General features: G+C 67.6%; 21 protein-coding genes and 1 tRNA gene. 12 read left to right on the top strand and 10 right to left on the bottom strand.

All coding sequences use genetic code 11. The features are described 5' to 3' along the window. Nucleotides 1-585: 585 nt before the first annotated feature. Nucleotides 586-909, bottom strand: coding sequence for a ferredoxin FdxA (gene fdxA / locus RYM47_RS18450; RefSeq protein WP_315389875.1), 324 nt, complete (start codon nucleotides 907-909; stop codon nucleotides 586-588). Nucleotides 910-1,091: 182 nt separating this feature from the next. On the opposite strand from fdxA, the gene RYM47_RS18455 reads away from it, so the two are divergent. After that, nucleotides 1,092-2,513, top strand: a complete 1,422-nt coding sequence (locus tag RYM47_RS18455; protein ID WP_315389877.1) for a sugar porter family MFS transporter — start codon at nucleotides 1,092-1,094, stop codon at nucleotides 2,511-2,513. 82 nt (nucleotides 2,514-2,595) lie between these two features. On the opposite strand, the gene RYM47_RS18460 is transcribed toward RYM47_RS18455, so the two are convergent. Continuing rightward, nucleotides 2,596-2,670: transfer RNA gene (locus RYM47_RS18460), tRNA-Glu, on the bottom strand. 52 nt (nucleotides 2,671-2,722) lie between these two features. On the opposite strand from RYM47_RS18460, the gene pcnB reads away from it, so the two are divergent. From pcnB to pgi, 6 genes are all read left to right on the top strand, one after another. Further along, entirely contained in the window at nucleotides 2,723-4,093 is a 1,371-nt protein-coding gene (gene pcnB, locus RYM47_RS18465; protein ID WP_315389908.1) for a polynucleotide adenylyltransferase PcnB, read from the top strand. Nucleotides 4,094-4,096: 3 nt separating this feature from the next. Then, the gene (gene folK, locus RYM47_RS18470) at nucleotides 4,097-4,585 is read left to right on the top strand and encodes a 2-amino-4-hydroxy-6-hydroxymethyldihydropteridine diphosphokinase (RefSeq protein WP_315389879.1); all 489 of its coding nucleotides are present in this window, start codon (nucleotides 4,097-4,099) and stop codon (nucleotides 4,583-4,585) included. Between the two features lie 31 nt (nucleotides 4,586-4,616). Next, nucleotides 4,617-5,432 (top strand): 3-methyl-2-oxobutanoate hydroxymethyltransferase, encoded by an 816-nt coding sequence (gene panB, locus RYM47_RS18475; protein ID WP_070208871.1) that lies wholly within the window; start codon nucleotides 4,617-4,619, stop codon nucleotides 5,430-5,432. Then, complete coding sequence (gene panC / locus RYM47_RS18480; protein WP_315389881.1) at nucleotides 5,429-6,271, top strand: pantoate--beta-alanine ligase; 843 nt, start codon at nucleotides 5,429-5,431, stop codon at nucleotides 6,269-6,271. Before panB ends, panC begins: the two co-directional genes overlap by 4 nt. Before the next feature lie 101 nt (nucleotides 6,272-6,372). Beyond that, the gene (gene panD, locus RYM47_RS18485) at nucleotides 6,373-6,753 is read left to right on the top strand and encodes an aspartate 1-decarboxylase (RefSeq protein ID WP_068850963.1); all 381 of its coding nucleotides are present in this window, start codon (nucleotides 6,373-6,375) and stop codon (nucleotides 6,751-6,753) included. Next, entirely contained in the window at nucleotides 6,750-8,264 is a 1,515-nt protein-coding gene (pgi, locus tag RYM47_RS18490) for a glucose-6-phosphate isomerase (RefSeq protein WP_315389884.1), read from the top strand. The genes panD and pgi overlap by 4 nt, the downstream gene beginning before the upstream one ends. Before the next feature lie 85 nt (nucleotides 8,265-8,349). Here pgi and RYM47_RS18495 read toward each other — a convergent pair whose 3' ends face one another. Further along, complete coding sequence (locus RYM47_RS18495; protein ID WP_315389885.1) at nucleotides 8,350-8,919, bottom strand: response regulator transcription factor; 570 nt, start codon at nucleotides 8,917-8,919, stop codon at nucleotides 8,350-8,352. After that, a complete protein-coding gene (locus RYM47_RS18500; RefSeq protein WP_315389887.1) occupies nucleotides 8,916-10,142 on the bottom strand; it encodes an ATP-binding protein in 1,227 nt (408 codons plus the stop codon). Before RYM47_RS18500 ends, RYM47_RS18495 begins: the two co-directional genes overlap by 4 nt. 84 nt (nucleotides 10,143-10,226) lie before the next feature. On the opposite strand from RYM47_RS18500, the gene ispG reads away from it, so the two are divergent. The 3 genes from ispG (at nucleotide 10,227) to RYM47_RS18515 (ending at nucleotide 13,052) form a co-directional block, all read left to right on the top strand. Then, entirely contained in the window at nucleotides 10,227-11,492 is a 1,266-nt protein-coding gene (gene ispG / locus RYM47_RS18505; RefSeq protein WP_315389889.1) for a flavodoxin-dependent (E)-4-hydroxy-3-methylbut-2-enyl-diphosphate synthase, read from the top strand. Next, the gene (locus RYM47_RS18510; protein ID WP_315389891.1) at nucleotides 11,473-12,180 is read left to right on the top strand and encodes a phosphatase PAP2 family protein; all 708 of its coding nucleotides are present in this window, start codon (nucleotides 11,473-11,475) and stop codon (nucleotides 12,178-12,180) included. Before ispG ends, RYM47_RS18510 begins: the two co-directional genes overlap by 20 nt. A 224-nt stretch (nucleotides 12,181-12,404) precedes the next feature. After that, nucleotides 12,405-13,052: a response regulator gene (locus RYM47_RS18515; protein ID WP_315389892.1), complete on the top strand. Its 648-nt coding sequence runs from the start codon at nucleotides 12,405-12,407 to the stop codon at nucleotides 13,050-13,052. An 82-nt stretch (nucleotides 13,053-13,134) separates the two neighbouring features. On the opposite strand, the gene RYM47_RS18520 is transcribed toward RYM47_RS18515, so the two are convergent. The 5 genes from RYM47_RS18520 to zwf all read right to left on the bottom strand — a co-directional run bounded on the left by RYM47_RS18520 (nucleotide 13,135) and on the right by zwf (nucleotide 19,119). Then, complete coding sequence (locus tag RYM47_RS18520; RefSeq protein WP_070208863.1) at nucleotides 13,135-13,794, bottom strand: bifunctional 4-hydroxy-2-oxoglutarate aldolase/2-dehydro-3-deoxy-phosphogluconate aldolase; 660 nt, start codon at nucleotides 13,792-13,794, stop codon at nucleotides 13,135-13,137. A 197-nt stretch (nucleotides 13,795-13,991) separates the two neighbouring features. Next, nucleotides 13,992-15,908 (bottom strand): phosphogluconate dehydratase, encoded by a 1,917-nt coding sequence (gene edd, locus RYM47_RS18525; RefSeq protein ID WP_315389894.1) that lies wholly within the window; start codon nucleotides 15,906-15,908, stop codon nucleotides 13,992-13,994. Between the two features lie 48 nt (nucleotides 15,909-15,956). Beyond that, nucleotides 15,957-16,679: a 6-phosphogluconolactonase gene (gene pgl, locus RYM47_RS18530; RefSeq protein WP_315389896.1), complete on the bottom strand. Its 723-nt coding sequence runs from the start codon at nucleotides 16,677-16,679 to the stop codon at nucleotides 15,957-15,959. Continuing rightward, nucleotides 16,676-17,683 carry a glucokinase gene (glk, locus tag RYM47_RS18535; RefSeq protein ID WP_315389899.1) on the bottom strand — a complete coding sequence of 336 codons (1,008 nt, stop codon included), beginning with the start codon at nucleotides 17,681-17,683 and terminating at the stop codon, nucleotides 16,676-16,678. Before glk ends, pgl begins: the two co-directional genes overlap by 4 nt. Then, nucleotides 17,680-19,119: a glucose-6-phosphate dehydrogenase gene (gene zwf, locus RYM47_RS18540; protein ID WP_315389901.1), complete on the bottom strand. Its 1,440-nt coding sequence runs from the start codon at nucleotides 19,117-19,119 to the stop codon at nucleotides 17,680-17,682. The genes glk and zwf overlap by 4 nt, the downstream gene beginning before the upstream one ends. Before the next feature lie 352 nt (nucleotides 19,120-19,471). Between zwf and ugpC the strand changes: the two genes are divergently transcribed. After that, the gene (gene ugpC / locus RYM47_RS18545) at nucleotides 19,472-20,566 is read left to right on the top strand and encodes a sn-glycerol-3-phosphate ABC transporter ATP-binding protein UgpC (protein ID WP_315389903.1); all 1,095 of its coding nucleotides are present in this window, start codon (nucleotides 19,472-19,474) and stop codon (nucleotides 20,564-20,566) included. Nucleotides 20,567-20,697: 131 nt separating this feature from the next. Here the strand turns inward: ugpC and RYM47_RS18550 are convergent, their stop codons facing one another. Then, nucleotides 20,698-21,561 carry a folate-binding protein gene (locus tag RYM47_RS18550; protein WP_315389905.1) on the bottom strand — a complete coding sequence of 288 codons (864 nt, stop codon included), beginning with the start codon at nucleotides 21,559-21,561 and terminating at the stop codon, nucleotides 20,698-20,700. A 39-nt stretch (nucleotides 21,562-21,600) separates the two neighbouring features. Between RYM47_RS18550 and RYM47_RS18555 the strand changes: the two genes are divergently transcribed. Continuing rightward, nucleotides 21,601-21,774: a DUF1674 domain-containing protein gene (locus tag RYM47_RS18555; protein ID WP_315389906.1), complete on the top strand. Its 174-nt coding sequence runs from the start codon at nucleotides 21,601-21,603 to the stop codon at nucleotides 21,772-21,774. The last annotated feature ends 19 nt before the right edge of the window (nucleotides 21,775-21,793 follow it).

The following is a 21,793-nucleotide window of genomic DNA, read 5'->3' on the forward strand; positions in this document are numbered from 1 at the left end:
CCTGTCGGGCGGGTGGGCGGGGGGGGGGGTGTGTTTGGGGGGCGCGACCACCACTCACGTGTGGTCGTTCTCCGCGGGTTTACCCCGCCCCCCACCCCCCCCCCCCCCCCCCCCCCCGCCGACCCTCCGATAGTGCGACGCGGGCCAGGGGAATAGCCGGTGTGTCGACCGATGGTCGACACGGAAGCGGGGCTGCTGGTCTACGGGGGATACGTATGGCGTGTCACTACGGGTAGGGTTGGTTCCCAAACAACCGCCGTGAACAAATCAACGCCCGGTAACGTCTGAAAATCGATCGAATCAATGTCGGCCAACGGCCGACATCGGCGTTTCCCCTGGCCGCCAACACCCTGTCGGAGGGTCGGCGGGGGTAGGTTTGCGGGGGAATGAGCCGCATGGATGCGGCGACTTAGCCCCCATGGATGGGTTTACGGCGTCCCCCGCAGGCCTGCCCCCGACGGCCCTGACCAGGTGAAGCACGCAGCCTACGGCTGTTCGCCTGAAAGCGTGAAGCCGGGCACAGCCCGGCGCCAGACGACACACTGCAACCAAACAAAAAAGGCGCCCCAAGGGCGCCTTTTCGCTTCACCGCTCCAGATACTGGAGCTTGTCCGGCTTGCCATCCCATTCGGCGGCATCGTCCGGCGGGTCCTTGCGCACGGTCAGCACCGGCCAGGCCTTGGCCAGCTCGGCATTGAGCGCCACGAACGGTTCCTGCCCGGCCGGCACGTCGTCTTCCGGGAAAATCGCGTTGACCGGGCACTCCGGCTCGCACAGGGTGCAGTCGATGCACTCGTCCGGGTCGATCACCAGGAAGTTCGGGCCTTCGTGGAAGCAATCCACGGGGCACACTTCCACGCAATCGGTGTGTTTGCACTTGATGCAGTTTTCGGTGACGACAAAGGGCATGGCTGGATCTGGATCCGACGTTGAGCCGGACAATTCTAGAACAGTTGGCGCTTTGACGCAGTGCACGATGCGCTGGGGGCCGCCGCTGGGGTTGAATGCGTTGGCTAGCGGTAGACAGGCTGGGGAGCCGGGGCCGCCTGCTGTGTTGACCCGTCGCTGTTCCCTTCCTGCCAGGGCCCTTCATGTCCACAACACTTAGCGCAAGCGCCGTCCGCGGCGAAAACACCGCCTTCATCGTCCTGATCAGCTGCGTGGCCACGATCGGCGGTTTCCTGTTCGGCTTCGACAGCGGCGTCATCAACGGCACCGTTGACGGCCTCAAGCAGACCTTCCAGTCCAGCGAGGCCGGGATCGGCTTCGAAGTTGCCTCCATGCTGCTCGGCTGCGCCGTGGGTGCCTTCTTCGCCGGCCGCCTCGGCGACCGGATCGGCCGTCGCGGCGTGCTCATCATCGCCGCCGTGATGTTCCTGCTCTCCGCGCTGGGCGCCGGGTCTGCCCACACCTCACTGGCCTTCGTGATCGCCCGTGTCATCGGCGGCATCGCCGTCGGCGCGGCCAGCGTGATGTCCCCGGCCTACATCGCCGAAGTGGCCTCCGCACGCTATCGCGGTCGGCTGGCCACCGTGCAGCAGATCGCCATCATCAGCGGCCTGTTCTGCGCGTTCCTGAGCAACTTCCTGCTCGCCCGCGCCGCCGGCGCCTCCACCGAAGTGCTGTGGCTGGGCCAGGAAGCCTGGCGCTGGATGTTCTGGATGCAGGCCATTCCCTCCGCGCTGTTCCTGGTGCTGCTGCTGGGGATTCCGGAAAGCCCGCGCTACCTGGTGGTGAAGAAGCGCCGCGACGAAGCGCTCGCGGTGATGACCCGCCTGTACGGCGCCGAAGAGGCCCAGGCCAAGATCGCCGAGATCGAAGGCTCGCTGGCCCAGGACCAGCACCGCCCGCGCCTGTCCGACCTGGTCGACAAATCCACCGGCAAGCTGCGCACCATCGTCTGGATCGGCATCGGCCTGGCCGTGTTCCAGCAGCTGGTCGGCATCAACGTGGTGTTCTACTACGGCGCGGTGCTGTGGCAGGCGGTGGGCTTCTCGGAAAGCGATGCGCTGCTGATCAACGTGCTGTCCGGCGCGCTGAGCATCGGCGCCTGTCTGCTGACGGTGCTGTTGATCGACCGCATCGGGCGCAAGCCGCTGCTGTGGATCGGTTCGGTCGGCATGTCGGTGGCGCTGGTGCTGATGGTGGTTGCCTTCGCCAGTGGCAGCCTGGCCGACGGTCGCCTGCAGTTGTCCGACGGCATGGGCCGACTGGCGCTGGTGGCAGCCAACGTCTACGTGGTGTTCTTCAACATGTCCTGGGGCCCGGTGATGTGGGTGATGCTGGGCGAGATGTTCCCCAACCAGATCCGTGGTTCGGGCCTGGCCGTCGCCGGCGCGGCGCAGTGGAGCGCCAATTTCGCCATCACCGTGACCTTCCCGGTCCTGCTGGCCAGCATCGGCCTGGCCGGTGCCTACGGCATCTACACGGTCGCGGCCGTGGCCTCGATCTTCTTCGTCCTGCGCTACGTGCGCGAAACCAAGGGCAAGGAACTGGAGCAGATGGTCGGGTAGTGCCGCCCCCTGGGCGGCAGGCCTGCCCCCGCAACGCAAAAACCCCGCCGAGGCGGGGTTTTTCGTAGCTCAGCGCGGCAAATGGTGCTCCCTAGGGGACTCGAACCCCTGTTTTAGCCTTGAGAGGGCCACGTCCTAACCACTAGACGAAGGGAGCGTAACTGTGTCGCTGCCGAGGCAGGAGCGCTAGTATATGCACCTCGATGCCATTGGGCAATCCCGAAACTTCAACCGGAAGCGCCAACATCATTTCCTCTGCTACATCACCGTTCAGCCTGCGCGTCATCCCGCGCGACCAGCACACGATCTCCCGCAAGGACATCAGCCCGAACGCCCTGCGCGTGCTTTATCGCCTGCGCGATGCCGGCTTCGGCGCCTACCTTGTCGGCGGCGCGGTGCGCGACCTGCTGGTCAATGGCCAACCCAAGGATTTCGACGTGGCCACCGATGCCACGCCCGAACAGGTCAAGCAGCTGTTCCGCAACTGCCGCCTGATCGGCCGTAGGTTCCGCCTCGCCCACGTCGTGTTCGGCCGCGAGATCATCGAAGTCGCCACTTTCCGTGCCAACAGCGATGACGGCAGCGGCGACCGCGAGATGGAAAACGGCATGCTCGTGCGCGACAACGTGTATGGCAGCATCGAAGACGACGCGGTGCGCCGCGACTTCACCTGCAACGCGCTGTATTACGCCATCGAAGATTTCTCGGTGCGCGACTACACCGGCGGCTTCGAAGACGTGCAGGCGCGCCTGATGAAACTTATCGGCGACCCCGAAAAGCGCTACCAGGAAGACCCGGTGCGCATGCTGCGCGCGGTGCGCCTGGCGGCCAAGCTCGGTTTCCAGATCGAAGACGCCACTGCCGAACCGCTGCCGCGCCTGGCCAGCCTGCTCGGCGAAGCCGCGCCGGCGCGCCTGTTCGAGGAAGTGCTCAAGCTGTTCCTGTCCGGGCATGGCGTGGCCAGCTTCGAAGGCCTTGAGCGTTACGGCCTGCTCGACGTGATGTTCCCCGAAAGCGCCGCCGCGCTGCGCAGCAACCGCAGTGGCGCGCTGCGCCGCATGGTGATCGAAGGCCTGCGCAACACCGACCTGCGCGTGGCCAACGACGAGCCGGTGTCGCCCTCGTTCCTGTTCGCGCTGCTGCTGTGGCCGGCGTTCTGCCGCGCCCTGGCGACCCTGCAGAAGCAGGGCGTGGCCCTGGAAGAAGCCCAGCGTCGGGCCGCCGACCGGGTCACCCTGCACCAGCTGACCACCATCGCGCTGCCGCGCCGGTTCTCGCTGCCGATGCAGGAAATCTGGCTGCTGCAGGGCCGCTTCAGCTCGCGCCAGCGCAAGCGCGTGATCCGCACCCTGACCCATCCGCGTTTCCGTGCCGCCTTCGACTTCCTGGCGCTGCGCCAGGTCGCCTCCAGCGAACACGCGGCCGACGTGGAGTTCTGGCGTGAGGCCCAGCTGCAGTCCGGTCCCGAACTGGACTCGACCCTGGACGCGGCGCACGCCGAAACCGAGCTGGACGAGAACGGCGCACCGCGCAAGCGCCGTCGCCGCCGCCGTCGTCCCGATGGGGCCGCAGGCGGCTGAGCCGTGACCCTGGCCTGTATCGGACTGGGCGCCAACCTCGGCGACGCCGCGCGCACCCTGCGCGGCGCGTTCGAGGCGATGGCCGCGCTGCCGCTGACCACGCTGCGCGCGCGCTCGCAGCTCTACAGCACCCCGGCCTGGGGCAATGAAGACCAGCCGGCCTTCGTCAACGCCGCCGCCGTGCTCGATACCGGGCTGGAGGCGACGGCGCTGCTGGAGGCGCTGCTGGGGATCGAGCGCGACTTCGGCCGGGTCCGCGATGCGGCCGTGCACTGGGGCCCGCGCACCCTCGACCTGGACCTGCTGCTCTATGGTGAGGCGGTGATCGACCTGCCGCAGCTCAAGGTACCGCACCCCTATCTGCACGAACGTGGCTTCGCGCTGCTGCCGCTGGCCGAGATCGCCCCGGAGGCGGTGATTCCCGGGCACGGCCGCGTGCAGGATGCTGCGATGCGTATCGAGGCCTGCGGGATCGCGCCAATAGGAGGATAATGCGGGGCTTATCGCCACCGGTTATCAGCTAATGAGTACCCACGCAGACAGCAAGCCCTGGACCGTCCCCGCCTTGGCCGAGGCCAAGCGCAACGGCCAGAAATTGGTGATGCTGACCGCCTACGACGCCGGCTTTGCCCGCGCGTTCGACGCCAATGGCGTCGACCTGATCCTGATTGGCGACTCGCTGGGCATGGTGGTGCAGGGGCATGATTCGACCCTGCCGGTGACCACCGACGACATGGTCTACCACACCCGCGCGGTGGCCCGGGTGCTGCAGCGTGCGCTGCTGGTCGCCGACCTGCCGTTCGGCGCCGACGCCACCCCGGAACGCGCGCTGGACGCTTCCCTGCGCCTGCTCCAGGCCGGCGCGGAGATGGTCAAGATCGAAGGCGCCGGGTTCAAGCTGGACATCATCCGTTACCTGGTCGAGCGCGAGATCCCGGTGTGTTCGCACCTGGGCCTGACCCCGCAGTCGGTGCTGCGCCTGGGCGGCTACAAGGTGCAGGGCCGCGGCGACGCCGCCCAGCAACTGCGCGACGACGCCAGGGCCGCGGTCGAAGCGGGCGCCACCCTGGTGGTGCTGGAGTGCGTGCCGACCCCGATCGCCACCCAGGTCACCGCCGACATCGCCGTGCCCACCATCGGCATCGGCGCCGGCCCCGGCTGCGACGGCCAGGTGCTGGTGCTGCACGATTTCCTCGGCCTGGACAGCGGCCATCGCCGTCCCAAGTTCGTCAAGGATTTCCTTGCCGAAGGCGGGTCGGTCGCCGGCGCGGTCCGTGCCTACGCCGACGCCGTGCGCGACGGCTCCTTCCCCGACGCAGAACACGCCTACGCCTCATGATCGACACCGTCACCGACCTGTCCCGCCTGCGCACCGTCGTCAATGGCTGGAAGCGCGAGGGCCTGCGCGTTGCGCTGGTCCCCACCATGGGCAACCTGCACGCCGGCCACTATTCGCTGGTCACCCTGGCCCGGCAGTACGCCGACCGCGTGGTCTCCAGCGTGTTCGTCAACCCGACCCAGTTCGGACCCAACGAAGACTTCACCCGCTACCCGCGCACCCCCGAAGCCGACACCACCGGGCTGGAGCAGGCCGGCTGTGACGTGCTGTGGCTGCCGACCGTCGAGTCGATGTACCCGTTCGGGGTCGAGCTGGCCGCCAGCGTGAACGTGCCGGGCATCTCCAGCCTGCTTGAAGGCGCACACCGCCCGGGCCATTTCGACGGCGTCTGCACCGTGGTCTCGCGCCTGTTCAACCAGGTCCAGCCCGACGTGGCCGCATTCGGCAAGAAGGACTACCAGCAGCTGGCGGTGATCCGCCAGATGGTCGAGGACCTGGCCTTCCCGATCCAGATCGTGGGCGGCGACATCGTCCGCGAAACCGACGGCCTGGCGATGAGCTCGCGCAACCAGTACCTCAACGCCGAACAGCGCCCGGTCTCGACCACCATCCACCAGGTGCTGCTGGGCATGCGCGAAGGCTTCATTGCCGGCAAGGCGCGCAGCCTGATCGAAGCCGAGGCCGCCGCCGCCCTGCAGTCGGCCGGCTTCCAGGTCGACTACGCCGTGGTGCGCAAGCCGGACCTGTCCGAGCCTGCCGACAGCGAGGTCGGCAACCGCGTGGCGCTGATCGCGGCCCGTATCGGCAACACCCGGTTGATCGACAATCTCGAGTTCTGACCCGTCACCTGCCTGAATCGTTGGCAGCGGCCGCGCCCCGGCCCCTGCCGGCGGGGCGGTGGGTGCTAGAATTTCCCTTTCCTTTTACGTCGTCCCGTGCCATGCACCTCTCCCTGCTCAAGACCAAGATCCACCGCGCTACCGTGACCCATTCGGAGCTGAACTACGAAGGTTCCATCGCCATCGATGACAACCTGCTGCTGGCTACCGGCATCCGTGAGTTCGAACAGGTGCATATCTGGGACGTCACCAACGGTGCGCGCTTCTCGACCTATGCCATCCGTGCCGAAGCGGGCAGCGGCGTGGTCTCGCTCAACGGTGGCGCCGCGCGCCACGTGCAGGTCGGCGACATCATCATCATCGCCGCCTTCGCCAGCATGAGCGAAGAAGAAGCTGACAGCTTCCGGCCGAAGTTGGTATATGTGGACGGCAACAACCAGATCTCCCACACCAACGACAGCATTCCGACACAGGCCGCATGACACAGAACAACGGATTCGACCCGCTTCATTCCCATGCCCAGCGCCTGCGTGGCGCGAGCATCCCCGCACTGATCGCCGCCGAACCCGGCCGCGCACAATCGCTGGGGCTGCGAGTCGGTCCGTTGTACGCCAACTTCGCGCGGCAGAAGTACGACCGCGCGGCGCTGGATGCGCTGCTGCAGCTGGCCGCCGAGCGCGACGTCGCCGGTGGCTTCCAGCGCCTGTTCCGCGGTGAGACGGTCAACGTGACCGAAGGCCGCGCCGCGCTGCACACCGCGCTGCGTGGCGATGCCACCGGCAGCCCGGTCGCGGCCGAAGCGTTCGCCACGGCCGCGCAGGTGCGCGCGCAGATGGGCGACCTGATCGCCGCGCTGGAAAAGACCGACGTCACCGACATCGTGAGCGTGGGCATCGGCGGTTCGGACCTCGGTCCGCGCCTGGTCGCCGACGCGCTGCGTCCGGTCACCGGTGCGCGCTTCCGCGTGCATTTCGTCTCCAACGTGGACGGCGCCGCCATGCAGCGCACCCTGGCCACGCTGGACCCGGCGACCACCGCCGGCATCCTGATTTCCAAGACCTTCGGCACCCAGGAAACCCTGCTCAACGGGCAGATCCTGCATGACTGGCTGGGCGGCAGCGACCGCCTGTACGCGGTCAGTGCCAACCCGGAACGCGCCGCCAAGGCGTTCTCGATCGCCGCCGGCCGCGTGTTGCCGATGTGGGACTGGGTCGGTGGGCGTTACTCGCTGTGGTCGGCAGTCGGTTTCCCGATCGCGCTGGCGATAGGCTTCGACCGTTTCGAACAGCTGCTGGCCGGCGCGGCCGAGATGGACGCGCATGCGCTCAACGCGCCGCTCGAGCAGAACCTGCCGGTGCTGCATGCACTGACCGACATCTGGAACCGCAACCTGCTCGGCCATGCCACGCACGCGGTGATGACCTACGACCAGCGCCTGGCGCTCCTGCCGGCCTATCTGCAGCAGCTGGTGATGGAGAGCCTGGGCAAGCGCGTGCAGCTGGACGGCAGCCCGGTCGGCAGCGACACCGTGTCGGTGTGGTGGGGCGGGGCGGGCACCGACGTGCAGCACAGCTTCTTCCAGGCGCTGCACCAGGGGACCAGCGTGATTCCGGCCGACTTCATCGGCTGCGTGCACAACGACGACCCGTATACGGTGAACCACCAGGCGCTGATGGCCAATCTGCTGGCGCAGACCGAAGCGCTGGCCAATGGGCAGGGCAGCGATGATCCGCATCGCGAGTATCCGGGCGGGCGGCCGAGCACCTTGATCCTGCTGGATGCGCTGACCCCGCAGTCGCTGGGCGCGCTGATCGCGATGTACGAACACGCGGTGTACGTGCAGTCGCTGGTCTGGAACATCAACGCGTTCGACCAGTTTGGCGTGGAGCTGGGCAAGCAGCTGGCCAGCCAGCTGCTGCCGGCGCTGCAGGGTGAAGCGCACGCGATCACCGATCCGGTGACGCTGGAGTTGCTGGGCCGCCTGAAGGGCTGAGACGCCTGCGGACCGCGTCTGGAGGAAAGCCCCCTGGGTCAGGGGGCGCGCCGAAGGCGCGGGGTGTGAAAGCGCGAATGCGCTTTTACCGCGGCTCCGGGCTGGGTCTTTTCGCCAATTTCCGCTGCAACGACCGCCGGTGCATGCCCAGCAGCCGTGCAGCGGCCGACACATTGCCGCCGGTCTCATGCATCGCCTGCTGGATGTGTTCCCACTGCAGGCGGCTGATCGGGGTCATCGCATCCGGCGGCTCCATCTCGCCGTCATCGGCCGGACCGTCGTCTTCCTCGCCCAGCGCACGCAGGATCATCGGCACCGTGGCCGGCTTGGGCAGGTAATCGTCGGCGCCCAGCTTGATCGCTTCCACCGCGGTGGCGATGCTGGCATAGCCGGTCACCAGCAGGATGCGCATGTCTTCGCGCAGTGCCCGCAGCGGCTGGATCAACGCCAGCCCGGATTCCGAACCGAGCTTGAGGTCGATCAGCGCATAGGCCGGCGGGTTCTGCCGGGCCAGCACCAGTGCCGAGGCGATGTCGCTGGCGGTCACGGTTTCCAGACCCTTGCGGGCGAGGCTGCGCTGCAGCGTGCGCAGATACAGTTCGTCGTCGTCGACCAGCAGGCCATGGCTGGCGCCGGTAAGGGCAGGGGTGTTCATTCTGGAGTCTCCGGTGCAGCCAGGGGCAGGCGGAAGCCGACGCGGGTACCGGCCCCTTGGGCCGGGCGCATCCACAACTCGCCGTCCAGGCGCTCGATGGTGGCATGGGACAGGGCCAGGCCCACGCCCATGCCCTGGGTCTTGCCGCTGTTGAAGAGGGTGCCGGGCAAGACGGCGTCGCGCGCGTCGAAGCCACGGCCATAATCGCGCACTTCGCCGATCAGGTCCGCTCCTTCGATGCGCAGTGTCAGGTCCACCTGCGGGCGCCCGGCCTGTTCGCCCGCGTCGGCGGCATTGTTGAGCAGCACCATCAGCAGATGCCCGATGCCCGGGTCCAGCGGCAGCTGCAGGGGCGCATCGTCGTTGCGGTTGAGGGCGATTGTGGGGCGTACCAGGCGCCACTGTTCCAGCACCTGCGGCAGCGTCACCGGTTCCACGCCGCGCGCCTGTCCGGCCGCAGGTCGCGCCAGCGCCAGTACCCGCTCGCGACACTGCACCAGCAGCTCGCGCAGCGTGTCGACGTCGTCGCGCACCTCGGGGTTGTCGGTCTGGTCGGCGATATCGTCGGCGAGCAGGGTCATCGTCGCCAGAGGGGTGTTCAGTTCATGTGCGACCGAGGCGGCATGCGTGGCCAGCGCCACGATGCCTTCGTTGCGTGCGAACCGCTCGCGCAGCAGCGCCACTTCGTGTTCGCGGCGACGCAGCGCCATCGCCAGCCGGGTCGCGAACGCCAGCACCACCGCAGCCGAAAGCAGGAAATTGGCGACCACGCCCCACTGGTGCAGGTCCATCGCGCTGAAGTAACCGTGCGGCAACGGTTTCCCGAAGATTCCGCTGACCGCGTAGCCGAGCAGGCAGGCCGCCGCTACCGCCAACGTCCAGCGCACCGGCAGGGCCAACGCCGCCAGCGCGATCAGGATCAGGAACAGTGAGCCGAACGGGTTGGCCACGCCGCCGCTCCAGCCCACCATCCAGGTCAGCACCGCCACGTCCACCAGGATGTGGCAGAACGCGGTCAGCGGCGCGGTGTCGTCGTCCAGCACCCGCAGCTGCGCGTACAGGTTGAACAGGATCAGCACCAGCACCCCGGACCACAACGGCAGCTGCGGCAGCTCCAGCCCCAGCACCCGGCTCGCCACCAGGATGGTCGCGGCCTGGCCGGCCACGGCCAGCCAGCGCAGGCTGCACAGGGTGCGGAGGAAGGGGGCGTCGGTACCGGTCATCGGCTGCCATCGTATGCGCTTGCGCGCCCGCGTGCCTGCGACAATCGGCCGCGCCCGGCGTGCACGACTGCGGTAAAATGGGGAATGCACGACGCCGTCAGCCAACCGACCCAACCTTCCGACACCACCGTGTGGGCCCGCCGCCAGACCCAGGCCGTCCGTATCGGCGGCGTGGTCGTGGGCGGGGGCAGGCCCGTGGTGGTGCAGTCGATGACCAACACCGACACCGCCGACGTGGCCTCCAGCGTGAAGCAGGTGGCCGAACTGTGGCGGGCCGGCTCGGAAATGGTCCGGCTGACCGTGAACAACCCCGAATCGGCCGCGGCCATTCCGCGGATCGTGGAAAAACTGCGGATGATGGGGATCGAGGTCCCGCTGATCGGCGACTTCCATTACAACGGCCACCAGCTCCTGACCCAGGAACCGGCCTGCGCCGAAGCCCTGGCCAAGTACCGGATCAACCCCGGCAACGTCGGCTTCGGCAAGAAGAAGGACACCCAGTTCGCGCAGCTGATCGAGTTCGCGATCCGCTACGACAAGCCGGTGCGCATCGGCGCCAACTGGGGCTCGCTGGACCAGTCGCTGGCCGCGCGCCTGATGGACGAGAACAACCACCGCGCCCAGCCCTGGGACGCTGGCCGGGTGCTGCGCGAAGCGCTGATCCGCTCGGCGCTGGACTCGGCGCATACCGCCGTGGAGCTGGGCCTGCCGCGCGACCGCATCGTGCTCTCGGCCAAGGTCAGCGGCGTGCAGGAACTGATCGCGGTGTACCGCGACCTGGCCCAGCGTTCGGACTTCGCCCTGCACCTGGGCCTGACCGAAGCCGGCATCGGCAGCAAGGGCATCGTCGCCTCCTCGGCGGCGCTGGCGGTGCTGCTGCAGGAAGGCATCGGCGACACCATCCGCATTTCGCTGACCCCCGAGCCGGGCCAGTCGCGCACCGCCGAAGTGATCGTCGCCCAGGAACTGCTGCAGACCACCGGCCAGCGCGCCTTCACCCCGCTGGTCACGGCCTGCCCGGGCTGCGGCCGCACCACCTCCGAGTTCTTCCAGGAACTGGCCAAGGTGGTGCAGAACCACGTGCGCGAAAAAATGCCGCTGTGGAAGATCAACAACCCCGGCGCCGAGAGCATGACGCTTGCGGTGATGGGCTGCGTGGTCAACGGTCCCGGTGAATCGCGCCACGCCAACATCGGCATTTCGCTGCCCGGTACCGGCGAAGCGCCTTCGGCGCCGGTGTTCGTGGACGGCGAAAAGTCCGTCACCCTGCGTGGCGAGAACATCGCCCAGGAATTCGTGGAACTGATCGACGCCTACGTCGAACGCACGTATGTCCGAAACGCCGGATAAGCCGCCGGTCATGGCGGCGCCGGAACCGGCTGCCGGGTTCCGCCACTGGATGGCGCGCAATGCCTGGCGCTTCTTCCTGCTGTTCGCCGGCGTGCTGCTGCCGCTGGCCGGTTTCGTGGCGCTGGCTGAAGAAGTGCACGAGCTGGAAGCCTTCTACTTCGACGCCCCGCTGTTGTGGCGGATGCACGACGTGGCCCGCCCCGGGCTGGATGCCGCCTTCGTGCTGATCTCGAAGATCGGCTACCAGTGGGGCGTGATTCCCGGCGACATCCTGATCGTGCTGGCCCTGCTGTTGTACCGACGCTGGCGCGAGGCCAGCTTCGCGGCGATCAGCTTCGCCGGCTCGGCGCTGCTCAACATCGGCAGCAAACAGTTCTTCCAGCGCGACCGGCCGACCCTGTGGGAGTCGATCGCCCCCGAAAGCACCTACAGTTTCCCCAGTGGCCACGCGATGGGCTCGATGACCCTGGCCGCCGTCCTGGTCCTGCTGGCCTGGAACACCCGTTGGCGTTGGCCGGCGGTGGTGTTCGGCGTGCTGTTCGCCGGCTCGGTCAGCCTGTCGCGGGTCTACCTGGGCGTGCATTACCCCTCCGACATCCTGGCCGGGTGGTGTGCCGCGCTGGTTTGGGTGGTAGGGTGCTTCCTGGTGATGTTCCGCCGCCGCCATCCCTGGCGCCGCCGGAACTGACGCCCGCCCGCAGGGAACGGGCTGGAAGCGGCAACGGTTTCTGCGGCCTTCGATAGGCCCGGTAAACCGAAAGGGCCCCGGTTAAAAGGCGGCGTCTTGGGTAATGCATTCGGTATGTGATGTGGGCATCAGAACGCGCTGATGGGGATCGATCTTCCTTGTTATCGCAGGACCCCGGGGCTAGGCTTGCCCCGGATTGCAGCGTTTGGAACAGGGTGGGTGGGATGACGATTCGAGTGTATCTGGTGGACGACCACGCGCTGGTGCGTACCGGCATGAAGATGATCCTGTCGCATGAGACAGACATCGAAGTAGTGGGTGAGGCCGAATCCGGTGAAGACGCGCTGCCGGAGATCCGCAAGCTGCGTCCCGACGTGGTGCTGTGCGACCTGCACCTGCCCGGCGTGAGCGGCATGGAAGTGACCGAACGCGTGATCCGTGGCGACCACGGCACCCGCGTGGTGATCGTCTCGGTACTCGAAGACGGCCCCATGCCCAAGCGCCTGCTCGAAGCCGGCGCCTCCGGTTACATCGGCAAGGCCTGCGACGCCCAGGAACTGCTGCGCGCCGTGCGCGACGCCGCCCTTGGCCGCCGCTACCTGGGCAGCAGCATCGCCCAGAACCTGGCCCTGTCCAACGTCGAAGGCAGCCAGTCCCCGTTCGACAGCCTCTCCCCGCGCGAACTCGAGGTCGCCCTGCTGCTGACCCAGGGCCTGCGCCAGGAAGACATTGCCAAGCGCCTCAGCCTGAGCGCCAAGACCGTCAACACCCACAAGGCCCGCCTGTTCGAGAAAATGGGCATCCACGACAACATCGCGTTGGCGCGCATGGCCAGCCAATATGGATTGGTGGATCCGGCCCGGCCGTTGTAATCGTTGCGGCACCGCGTAAAAAAAGCCCGGACATGTCCGGGCTTTTTTACGCAGGTAGAGCCACGCCCTGCGTGGCTGGCGGTCAATGTGACCTGACGCGCGCCACGATCTTCGCCGCCTGCGCAGCGCTTTCGCGCACCTTGTCCCATTCGCCGTTCTCGATCCAGTTGTTCGGCACCATCCACGAACCGCCGATGCAGACCACGTTCTTCTGCTCCAGGTACTCGGCCGCCGTGGTTTCCGTGATGCCGCCGGTCGGGCACAGCTTCAGGTCCGGAATCGGACCGGCCAGGCCCTTGATCATCGCCAGCCCGCCCACCGCCGAGGCCGGGAACAGCTTGCACACCCGGAACCCGCGCGCATACAGCGCCAGCATCTCGGTCGGCGTCCCCGCACCCGGCACCACCGGCAGCGGCGCCGCGGCCAGCGCATCGGCCATGTGCGCCGGCGTCCCCGGCGTCACCAGGAAATCCGCGCCCGCATCGATGGCCTGCTGCATCTGCTCCACGGTCAACACCGTACCCGCACCCACCACCACATCCGGCAGCTCACGCTTGAGCATGGCCAACGCTTCCATCGCCACCGGCGTACGCAGCGTCAGCTCGATGGCCGGCAGACCGCCCTCGAGAAGCGCAGCGCTGACAGCGCGGGCCTGATCAAGGGTGTGAACCGTAACGACCGGCAGGATGCCAGCAGCAAGCAGAAGAGATTCAGCGCGTTTCTGATGTTCAGCAATAGACATGATTTTTCCCGATTCGCCGACGCCAACGAGGCGCCGAAATGTGTGGTGAGGCGGCGGCGGGGGCCTCCGCAGCGACGCTAGAAAACATGGATGTTTTCTAGCAGCCCCCATGGATGGGTTCACGGCGTGTCGCGGAGGAGGCCCCCGCCGTCGCCTCACATCAGGCGAAACCTACCGCCGCCGTTGGAGCAGACCCGTCAGGCATCCTTGGCTTCATGCGGCGCAAGCGCTGCAGCAGCGTCGTGCCCCAGCTCGTACTCCGCATCGTAATTCCAGACATCGCCATCGTCGGCCGCCGGCCCGCACGAGATCGAAATCGCACCCTGGTCGGCCGGACCCACCAGACGGCGGTTCATCGCGAACAGATTGCGGCCCAGATCGTGCGCCGCCGGTGCCGTGTTCGGTGCCAGCTCGCGCGCCGCCCACTCCGCCGCGTCCACCAGCACCTCCAGCGTGCCGGCTTCGCCATCCAGGCGGATCATGTCGCCCTCGCGCATGCGCGCCAGCGGACCGCCACGCGATGCCTCAGGCGTCATGTGGATCGCCGCCGGGAACTTGCCCGACGCACCCGACAGACGACCGTCCGTGACCAGCGCCACCCGCCGCCCCTGGTTCTGCAGCAGCCCCAGCAGCGGCGCCAGCGAATGCAGTTCCGGCATCCCGTTCGCACGCGGACCCTGGTAACGCACCACCGCCACGAAATCCTGCGGCAGCATCCCCGCCGCGTGCAGCTTGTTCAGCACCTGCGGCGCATCCACCACCACCGCCGGCGCCTCGATCGTCCGGTACTGCGGCTTCACCGCCGACAGCTTGATCAGCGAACGGCCCAGGTTGCCGCGCAGCAGTCGCAGCCCGCCCTGTGCCTCGAACGGCTCCGCCACCCCGCGCACCACCTCAAGGTCCGCACTTTCCGCGATCCCGTCGATCCAGGTCAGCCCACCCTCGCGCAGCGCCGGATCCTGCGTGTACTGCCGCATCCCGCCCTCGGCCACCGTCACCAGGTCCGCATGCATCAGCCCCGCGTCCATCAGCTCCCGGAACACGAACGCCGTACCACCCGCCGCCGCGAAACGGTTCACGTCCGCCTCGCCGTTCGGGTACACCCGCGCCAGCAGCGGCACCAGCTGCGACAGCTGGTCCATGTCGTCCCAGGTCAGCACGATGCCCGCCGCCCGCGCCACCGCGATCCAGTGGATCGTGTGGTTGGTCGACCCGCCCGTCGCCATCAGCGTCACCACCGCATTGACGATCGCCCGCTCGTCGATCAACCGCCCCAGCGGCCGGAAATCGTCGCCCAGCGCACTGATCTCCAACGCCCGCGCCGCCGCATGCCGCGTCAGCGCATCGCGCAGCGGCGTCTCCGGATTCACGAACGACGCGCCCGGCAACTGCACCCCCATCGCCTCCAGCAGCGTCTGGTTCGAATTGGCCGTCCCGTAGAACGTGCACGTGCCCACCCCGTGGTACGACGCCGACTCCGCCTCCAGCAGCTCCTCGCGCGTCGCCTGGCCGGCTGCGTAGCGCTCGCGCACCTCCGCCTTCTGCTTGTTCGGAATGCCCGGCGTCATCGGACCGGCCGGCAGGAAGATCGCCGGCAGATGGCCGAACGCCAGCGCCCCGATCAGCAGCCCCGGCACGATCTTGTCGCACACGCCCAGGTAGACCGTGCTGTCGAACATGTCATGGCTCAGCCCGATCGCCGTCGACTGCGCGATCACATCGCGCGAAAACAGCGACAGCTCCATCCCGCCACGGCCCTGCGTGACACCGTCGCACATCGCCGGCACACCGCCAGCCACCTGCGCCGTCGCGCCCAGCGAACGCGCCGTCTCGCGCAGGATCTCCGGGTAATGCTCGAACGGCTGGTGCGCCGACAGCATGTCGTTGTACGCCGTGATGATGCCCAGGTTCGGCGTCACACCGCCGCGCAGGCGGCTCTTGTCAGTCGGCCCGCACGCAGCGAAACCGTGCGCCAGGTTGCCGCAGCTCAGGCGCGAACGGAACGGACCATCGCGCAGCGCAGCGTCGATACCGGCCAGGTACGCCGCGCGCGAGGCAGCGCTGCGCTTGACGATCCGCTCGGTGATGGCATGAAGGGTGGGGTGCAGGCTCATTGGCTACTACCGGCTATGAGAAGGCGAAAAGAAATACGTGGCATGCGGTCAGTCGCACCAATGGATGCGCAGCTTCGGGCCGTCGATGTCGATCGCGTTGAGGATGGGGTACAGCTGTGCGTTGTTGCTTTCCAGCGCCTGCTTCAGTACTTCCAGCTTCTGCTTGCCACGCAGCAGCAGCAGGCGCTGGCGGCAGGTACGCAGTCCGCGCGGGGTCAGCGTGATGCGCAGCGGCCACTGGTTCGCGCCCGGGCAACCGGTCGCATCCAGCGCCGCATAGGGCAGGGTGCTTTCCAGCGCCTTCGCCAGATCGCGCGAGCCCGGGAACAACGAAGCCGTGTGCCCATCGTTGCCCATGCCCAACACCGCGACGCTGGGCGACTGGTTGTGCTGCGCCTGCAGGTTGGCGGCATACACGCATTCGGGCAGCGGCTTGCCGACCCGCACCAGCGGGTCGAAGTGCGCGCCTTCGGCGCGTTTGAGCAGGCTCTCGCTGACCAGGAACGCGTTGCTGTCGCGATCACGCGGCGACAGCCAGCGCTCATCGACCAGGCTCACTTCCACCCGGTCCCACTGCACGTCCATTTCAGCCAGCGCCTGGTACACCGGCGCCGGCGTGGAGCCGCCGGACAGCAGCATGCGTGCGCGGCCGGTCTCGGCGATGTCATGGTTGAGGATCTGCGCCATTTCCGCAGCAACGGCCTCGATCCACGCGTCGGCATCGCCGTGCCGGACGAAGGTGAAACGGGTGGAGTTTTCCAGAGAATTCATGCGGCGCCTCCTGGCAGGTCGCGTTCGAGATCGGCGGCATAGGCGGCTGCGCCCAGCAGCCCGGCATGCGGGTGCATCACCGCCAGCGACGGCACCCGGGCCATGATCGAAGAGAACCGGCCCTTGTGTTCGAAACGCTGCCGGAACCCGGAATGCTGCAGCGAATCGAGCATCTTCGGCACCAGCCCGCCGGTCAGGAACACGCCGTCCCACGCACCCTGGATCAGCACCAGGTCGCCGGCGATCGCGCCGAACACCGCGCAGAACACGTCCACCGTGCGCATCGCCTGCGGGTCGCCGTGCAGCGCACGCGCAGTGACGTCCACCGGCTGCAGCTGGCCCGGATCGACATCGGCCATCTCGCACACCGCGCGATGGATGTTGACCAGTCCCGGGCCGCAGATCAGGCGTTCGTTGGAGACCCGGCCGAACTGCTCGGACAGGATTTCCAGGATCCGGATCTCCTCCGGCGTACCCGGCGGGAAACTGACATGTCCGCCTTCGGTTTCCAGCGGGTAGCAGCGGCCGTGGCGCAGGATCAGCCCGCCCACGCCCAGCCCGGTGCCCGGGCCGATCACCGCATAGTTGCGCGGCTGGCCGGGCTTGCCCGGCACCCATGCCGCGCCGCCGACCTGGACCACGTCCTGCGGCTGCAGCAGCGAGATCGCCATCGCCTGTGCGGCGAAGTCGTTGATCAGGTGCAGCTCCTCGAAACCGAGCATGTGCGCGGTGCGCATCCGCGAGATCACCCACGGATGATTGGTGATGCGCGCCTCATCGCCATCGACGCGGCCGGCAACGGCGAACACGCCGCGGCGCGCTTCCGCACCGATCTGCTCCAGGTAGTGCCGCGCGGCATCGCCCAGCGACGGGAAATCGGCGACCACGAACTCGCGGATGCTGTCATTGATCAGCGGTGCGGCCAGCGAGGTGTCGGCCAGCGCGAAGCGGGCGTTGGTACCGCCGATGTCGGCGACCAGCGCCGGTTGGGTCGACACCGTCATGCCGGATCCTTGCGCGCGGCGTCGGCGTTCACGTCGGCAGGCAGGAAACCAAAGGCCTGCTCCGGACCCCACTCACCAGCCGGATACGGCTGCAGCGGCAGGTCCGCCGCCTTCCACGCATCGCTGACGCTGTCGATCCAGGCCCAGGCCGCGCGCACTTCGTCGTCGCGCACGAACAGCGCGTGGTTGCCGTTGAATGCATCCAGGAACAGGCGTTCGTAGGCGATGCGACGGTGCAGGCCGGTCGGCACCGACAGTTCCAGTTCCAGCGGATGCAGTTCCAGTGCGCCCCATTCCGGACCGGCCAGGCTGCTCATCAGGCCCAGTTCGATGTTTTCCTGCGGCTGCAGCTGGAACACCAGGCGGTTCGGTGCGGCCTGCGCGCGCTGCGGGCGCTCGAACAGCCAGTGGGTGACCGGCTTCAGCGTGACCACCACGCGGGTGGTGCGTTCGGGCAGGCGCTTGCCGGTGACCAGGTGGAACGGCACGCCGCTCCAGCGCCAGTTGTCGATGTGCGCGGTGACACCGGCGAAGGTCTCCACGTCGCTGCCTTCCGGCGGCTGGTAGGCCTGTGCCGGCTGGCCGTTGATGGTGCCGGCGGTGTAGCGGCCGCGGATGCTGTCACGCGCGGCGTGCTTGGCATCAAGCGGACGCAGGGCGCGCAGCACCTTGACCTTCTCGTCGCGGATGCGGTCGGCTTCCAGCGACGCCGGCGGTTCCATCGCCACCATGCACAGCAACTGCAGGATGTGGCTCTGCACCATGTCGCGCAGCGCGCCGGAGCGGGCGTAGTAGGCGTCGCGGCCATCCACGCCTTCGCTCTCGGCCACCAGGATGTGCACCGATTCGATGTAGTTGCGGTTCCACACTGCCTCCAGCAGCGTGTTGCCGAAGCGCAGCGCGATCAGGTTCTGAACTGCCGCCTTGCCCAGGTAGTGGTCGAGACGGAACACGCGGTCCTCGTCGATCCACTGGCCGATGGTGCTGATGATCTCCTCGGCGCTCTCGCTGTCGCTGCCGATCGGCTTCTCCAGCATCAGGCGTGCCGGTGCGGCAAGTGCGCCGCCCTTGGCCAGGCCTTCGCAGGTGGAGATGTACAGGCCCGGCGGGATGGCCAGGTAGCTGACGCACTTGCGGTGCACCAGGTCGGAGACCGCGGCGGCAACCGAGTCGACGTCGCGCAGATCCACCGAACGGTAGTCGATGCGGCGCAGCAGGGCGCTGATGTCGTCCTGCGTGGCCATCGGCATGGCCTGCTGCAGGCGCGGCCGCAGGATGTCATGGAAGGCTTCGGTGTCATGCCCGGACAGGGCCAGCGCACGGATGCGGAAGTCCTCCGGCAGCAGGCCGTCGCCAAGCAGGCGAAGCAGCGAAGGGAACAGGTAGCGCTGGGCCAGATCACCTGTGGCACCGAACAGGAAGAGGGTGTCGTGCATCGCTCGAGTTTCAGATCCGGGTGACATCGTTGTCAATCGCTTCTCGTCTATGTTCTCGGGGGTCCCGCGGGGCGCGATGTCCGGTTGCTGCGTCGCAACATGAACAGGCGCGTACCCGCTCATCATGGGGCATGTCACGGGCGAAACGGGAGAATGTGATTCCCTGAGTGCGACGTGGTCATGACCGACCATTGGATACTGCCACGTGAAAACGTTTACATGGCAGAATGAGCAGACTGTATTCGATTGCAGTGGTCGCCGTCATGCGGCACCACGCCATCGACCTGCCATCGGGAGGGCCGACGGCAGTTCCGCACAACAGCCCGGCAGCGGGCGGACTGGAATGGGTGATATGGCAAAAGTGCAGTTGCAGGGCGTGCGCAAGGTGTACGACAACGGCCAGGTGGCCGTGCAGGGCGCGACCTTCGAAGTGGCCGATGGGGAATTGATGGTGCTGGTCGGGCCATCGGGGTGTGGCAAGTCGACCCTGCTGCGCATGGTGGCCGGGCTGGAGGAAATCAGTGGCGGCACCCTGAGCATCGGCGACCGCGTGGTCAACGACGTGGCCCCCAAGGACCGCGACATCGCCATGGTGTTCCAGAGTTACGCGCTGTATCCGCACATGACCGTGGCCGAGAACCTGGCGTTTGGGCTGAAGCTGCGCGGGCACGACAAGGCGACGATTGCAAAGCGGGTCAACGAGGCCGCGCAGACGCTGGGGCTGACCGACATGCTCGACAAGCTGCCCAAGGCGATGTCCGGCGGCCAGCGCCAGCGCGTGGCGCTGGGCCGGGCGCTGGTGCGCGAGCCGGCGGTGTTCCTGCTCGACGAACCGCTCTCCAACCTGGACGCCAAGCTGCGCCACAGCGTGCGTACCGAGATCGCGCAGCTGCACCGCAAGCTGGGCACGACGATGATCTACGTCACCCATGACCAGGTCGAAGCGATGACCCTGGGCCAGCGCATCGTGGTGCTCAAGGACGGCGTCATCCAGCAGATCGACACGCCGATGGCGCTGTACGACCGCCCGGCCAACCTGTTCGTGGCCGGCTTCCTCGGCAGCCCGGCGATGAACGTGCTGCGCGGGCGGCTGGAGCAGGGCGGCGAAGGCGTTGTCGTGCAGGACGGTGCGCTGCGCGCGCCGCTGGGCAATGCGACCATCGATCCGGCGTGGATCGGTCGAACCCTCGCCGTGGGCGTGCGCCCGGAGCACCTGCAGCCGGCGGTGGCGGGCGATGCGACCGCATTCGAAGCGGTGATCGACGGCATCGAGCCGGTCGGCAACGAGATCTTCGTCAACATGACCCACGGCAGCCAGGCGCTGGTGATGCGCGTTGCCCCGCAGGCCCTGCCGGCGGTGGGCGGCACGATCCGCGTGGCGATCCAGCCGCAGGGGTTGCATTTCTTCGATGCGGACAGCGGCGAGCGGTTGAACCACGACGTTTGAGGGTAGGGCGGCACGTTGTTCGTGCCGCCGCCAATGGGTCGAACGGTGCGGGTGGTGCGTGGGACACGCGTGGCGTGTCGCTACGCGGGTCGGACGCGTAGAGACACGCCATGCGTGTCCCACGGAACCCGTCAGCGGGCGAGCCCTTCCAGCAGCGGCACGCCGTGCGCCTCCACCCCACCCACGCTCAACGCACCCTCAGCCAGCTCCAGCGGCAACACCGCCAGCGCCAGGTCCCCGGCCACGCTGGCCACGGTGCCGATGTCGGCGCCGTTCTGCTGCACCTTGGCCCCGCTTTCCACGCCGTCGGCGACGCGCAGCAGCTGCAGGGCGCGCTTGGCCTTGCCCAGGAAGTGGGTACGGGCCACGATTTCCTGGCCGGGGTAGCAACCCTTCTTGACGCTGTAGCCGTTCAACCGGTCCAGGCCCAGCTGCTGCGGCGTCCACTGCTCGCGCTGGTCGGCGGCCAGCCGGGGCAGGCCATAGCGCAGGTCGGACTGGCGCCAGGCCAGTTCGAAGCCCGCATCGGCGGGCAGCGCTTCGGCGGGCGCGAAGCCGATCTTCAGCGTGCGCGGCAGGGTGTCACTGCCCACATCCAGCTCCAGCGTCTCACCGTCAACGGCGATTGCTGCGTCGGACGCGGCTTCCGGCGCGGTGAAGCTGCCGGCCACCATGAGGTCGCTTCGCACCTCGACCTTCACCTTCCGTCGGAACACAAAGCGCTGCAACTGCGACGCAATCGCATCGGTGTCGCCGTCGGCCAGCACCAGCAGCACGTGCTCGGCGTCCACCTTCAACAGCTGAAACACAGCAAGGGTGCGGCCCTTGGCGCTCAACCACGCGCTCCACTGCCAGTGCCGCAGGGGCAGGGCGGTGACGTCGCTGGAGAACTGGGCATGGGCGAAGACCGCCGCATCCGCCCCGCGCAGGCTGAGCAGCGCGTGACCGGAAAGCCGCGGAAAACCGATGAAATCGAGGGGCAGGTTGTCAGGCACGTGAACGGGGTCTAAAATTTGTGCGTTGCGAGACCACCCATGATAGGCCAAACAACCCCCATTCCAGATTCCGAACCTGAAGCCCCGCTGGTGCCGGAGGAGCAGACGCTCGTCCCGACGCCGGTGGAGCCTGTGGAAATCGGCGGCCGCGGCGGACTTGATCCGGTGCGGTATGGAGATTGGGAGAAAAACGGACGCTGCATCGATTTCTGATCAGCATTGAGCCAACGCG

This window comes from uncultured Stenotrophomonas sp., assembly GCF_963519125.1.
In the GTDB taxonomy this organism is placed as follows: Bacteria; Pseudomonadota; Gammaproteobacteria; order Xanthomonadales; family Xanthomonadaceae; genus Stenotrophomonas.

What these genes read in the sequence shown, in the direction of transcription:
- RYM47_RS18520 (WP_070208863.1), bottom strand. Translation starts at nt 13,794, where the DNA reads ATGTCTATTGCTGAACATCAGAAACGCGCTGAATCTCTTCTGCTTGCT.
- edd (WP_315389894.1), bottom strand. Translation starts at nt 15,908, where the DNA reads ATGAGCCTGCACCCCACCCTTCATGCCATCACCGAGCGGATCGTCAAG.
- fdxA (WP_315389875.1), bottom strand. Translation starts at nt 909, where the DNA reads ATGCCCTTTGTCGTCACCGAAAACTGCATCAAGTGCAAACACACCGAT.
- RYM47_RS18515 (WP_315389892.1), top strand. Translation starts at nt 12,405, where the DNA reads ATGACGATTCGAGTGTATCTGGTGGACGACCACGCGCTGGTGCGTACC.
- RYM47_RS18455 (WP_315389877.1), top strand. Translation starts at nt 1,092, where the DNA reads ATGTCCACAACACTTAGCGCAAGCGCCGTCCGCGGCGAAAACACCGCC.
- glk (WP_315389899.1), bottom strand. Translation starts at nt 17,683, where the DNA reads ATGACGGTGTCGACCCAACCGGCGCTGGTCGCCGACATCGGCGGTACC.
- panB (WP_070208871.1), top strand. Translation starts at nt 4,617, where the DNA reads ATGAGTACCCACGCAGACAGCAAGCCCTGGACCGTCCCCGCCTTGGCC.
- panD (WP_068850963.1), top strand. Translation starts at nt 6,373, where the DNA reads ATGCACCTCTCCCTGCTCAAGACCAAGATCCACCGCGCTACCGTGACC.
- pgi (WP_315389884.1), top strand. Translation starts at nt 6,750, where the DNA reads ATGACACAGAACAACGGATTCGACCCGCTTCATTCCCATGCCCAGCGC.
- RYM47_RS18510 (WP_315389891.1), top strand. Translation starts at nt 11,473, where the DNA reads ATGTCCGAAACGCCGGATAAGCCGCCGGTCATGGCGGCGCCGGAACCG.
- ugpC (WP_315389903.1), top strand. Translation starts at nt 19,472, where the DNA reads ATGGCAAAAGTGCAGTTGCAGGGCGTGCGCAAGGTGTACGACAACGGC.
- zwf (WP_315389901.1), bottom strand. Translation starts at nt 19,119, where the DNA reads ATGCACGACACCCTCTTCCTGTTCGGTGCCACAGGTGATCTGGCCCAG.
- RYM47_RS18500 (WP_315389887.1), bottom strand. Translation starts at nt 10,142, where the DNA reads ATGACCGGTACCGACGCCCCCTTCCTCCGCACCCTGTGCAGCCTGCGC.
- pgl (WP_315389896.1), bottom strand. Translation starts at nt 16,679, where the DNA reads ATGAATTCTCTGGAAAACTCCACCCGTTTCACCTTCGTCCGGCACGGC.
- RYM47_RS18555 (WP_315389906.1), top strand. Translation starts at nt 21,601, where the DNA reads ATGATAGGCCAAACAACCCCCATTCCAGATTCCGAACCTGAAGCCCCG.
- RYM47_RS18495 (WP_315389885.1), bottom strand. Translation starts at nt 8,919, where the DNA reads ATGAACACCCCTGCCCTTACCGGCGCCAGCCATGGCCTGCTGGTCGAC.
- ispG (WP_315389889.1), top strand. Translation starts at nt 10,227, where the DNA reads ATGCACGACGCCGTCAGCCAACCGACCCAACCTTCCGACACCACCGTG.
- panC (WP_315389881.1), top strand. Translation starts at nt 5,429, where the DNA reads ATGATCGACACCGTCACCGACCTGTCCCGCCTGCGCACCGTCGTCAAT.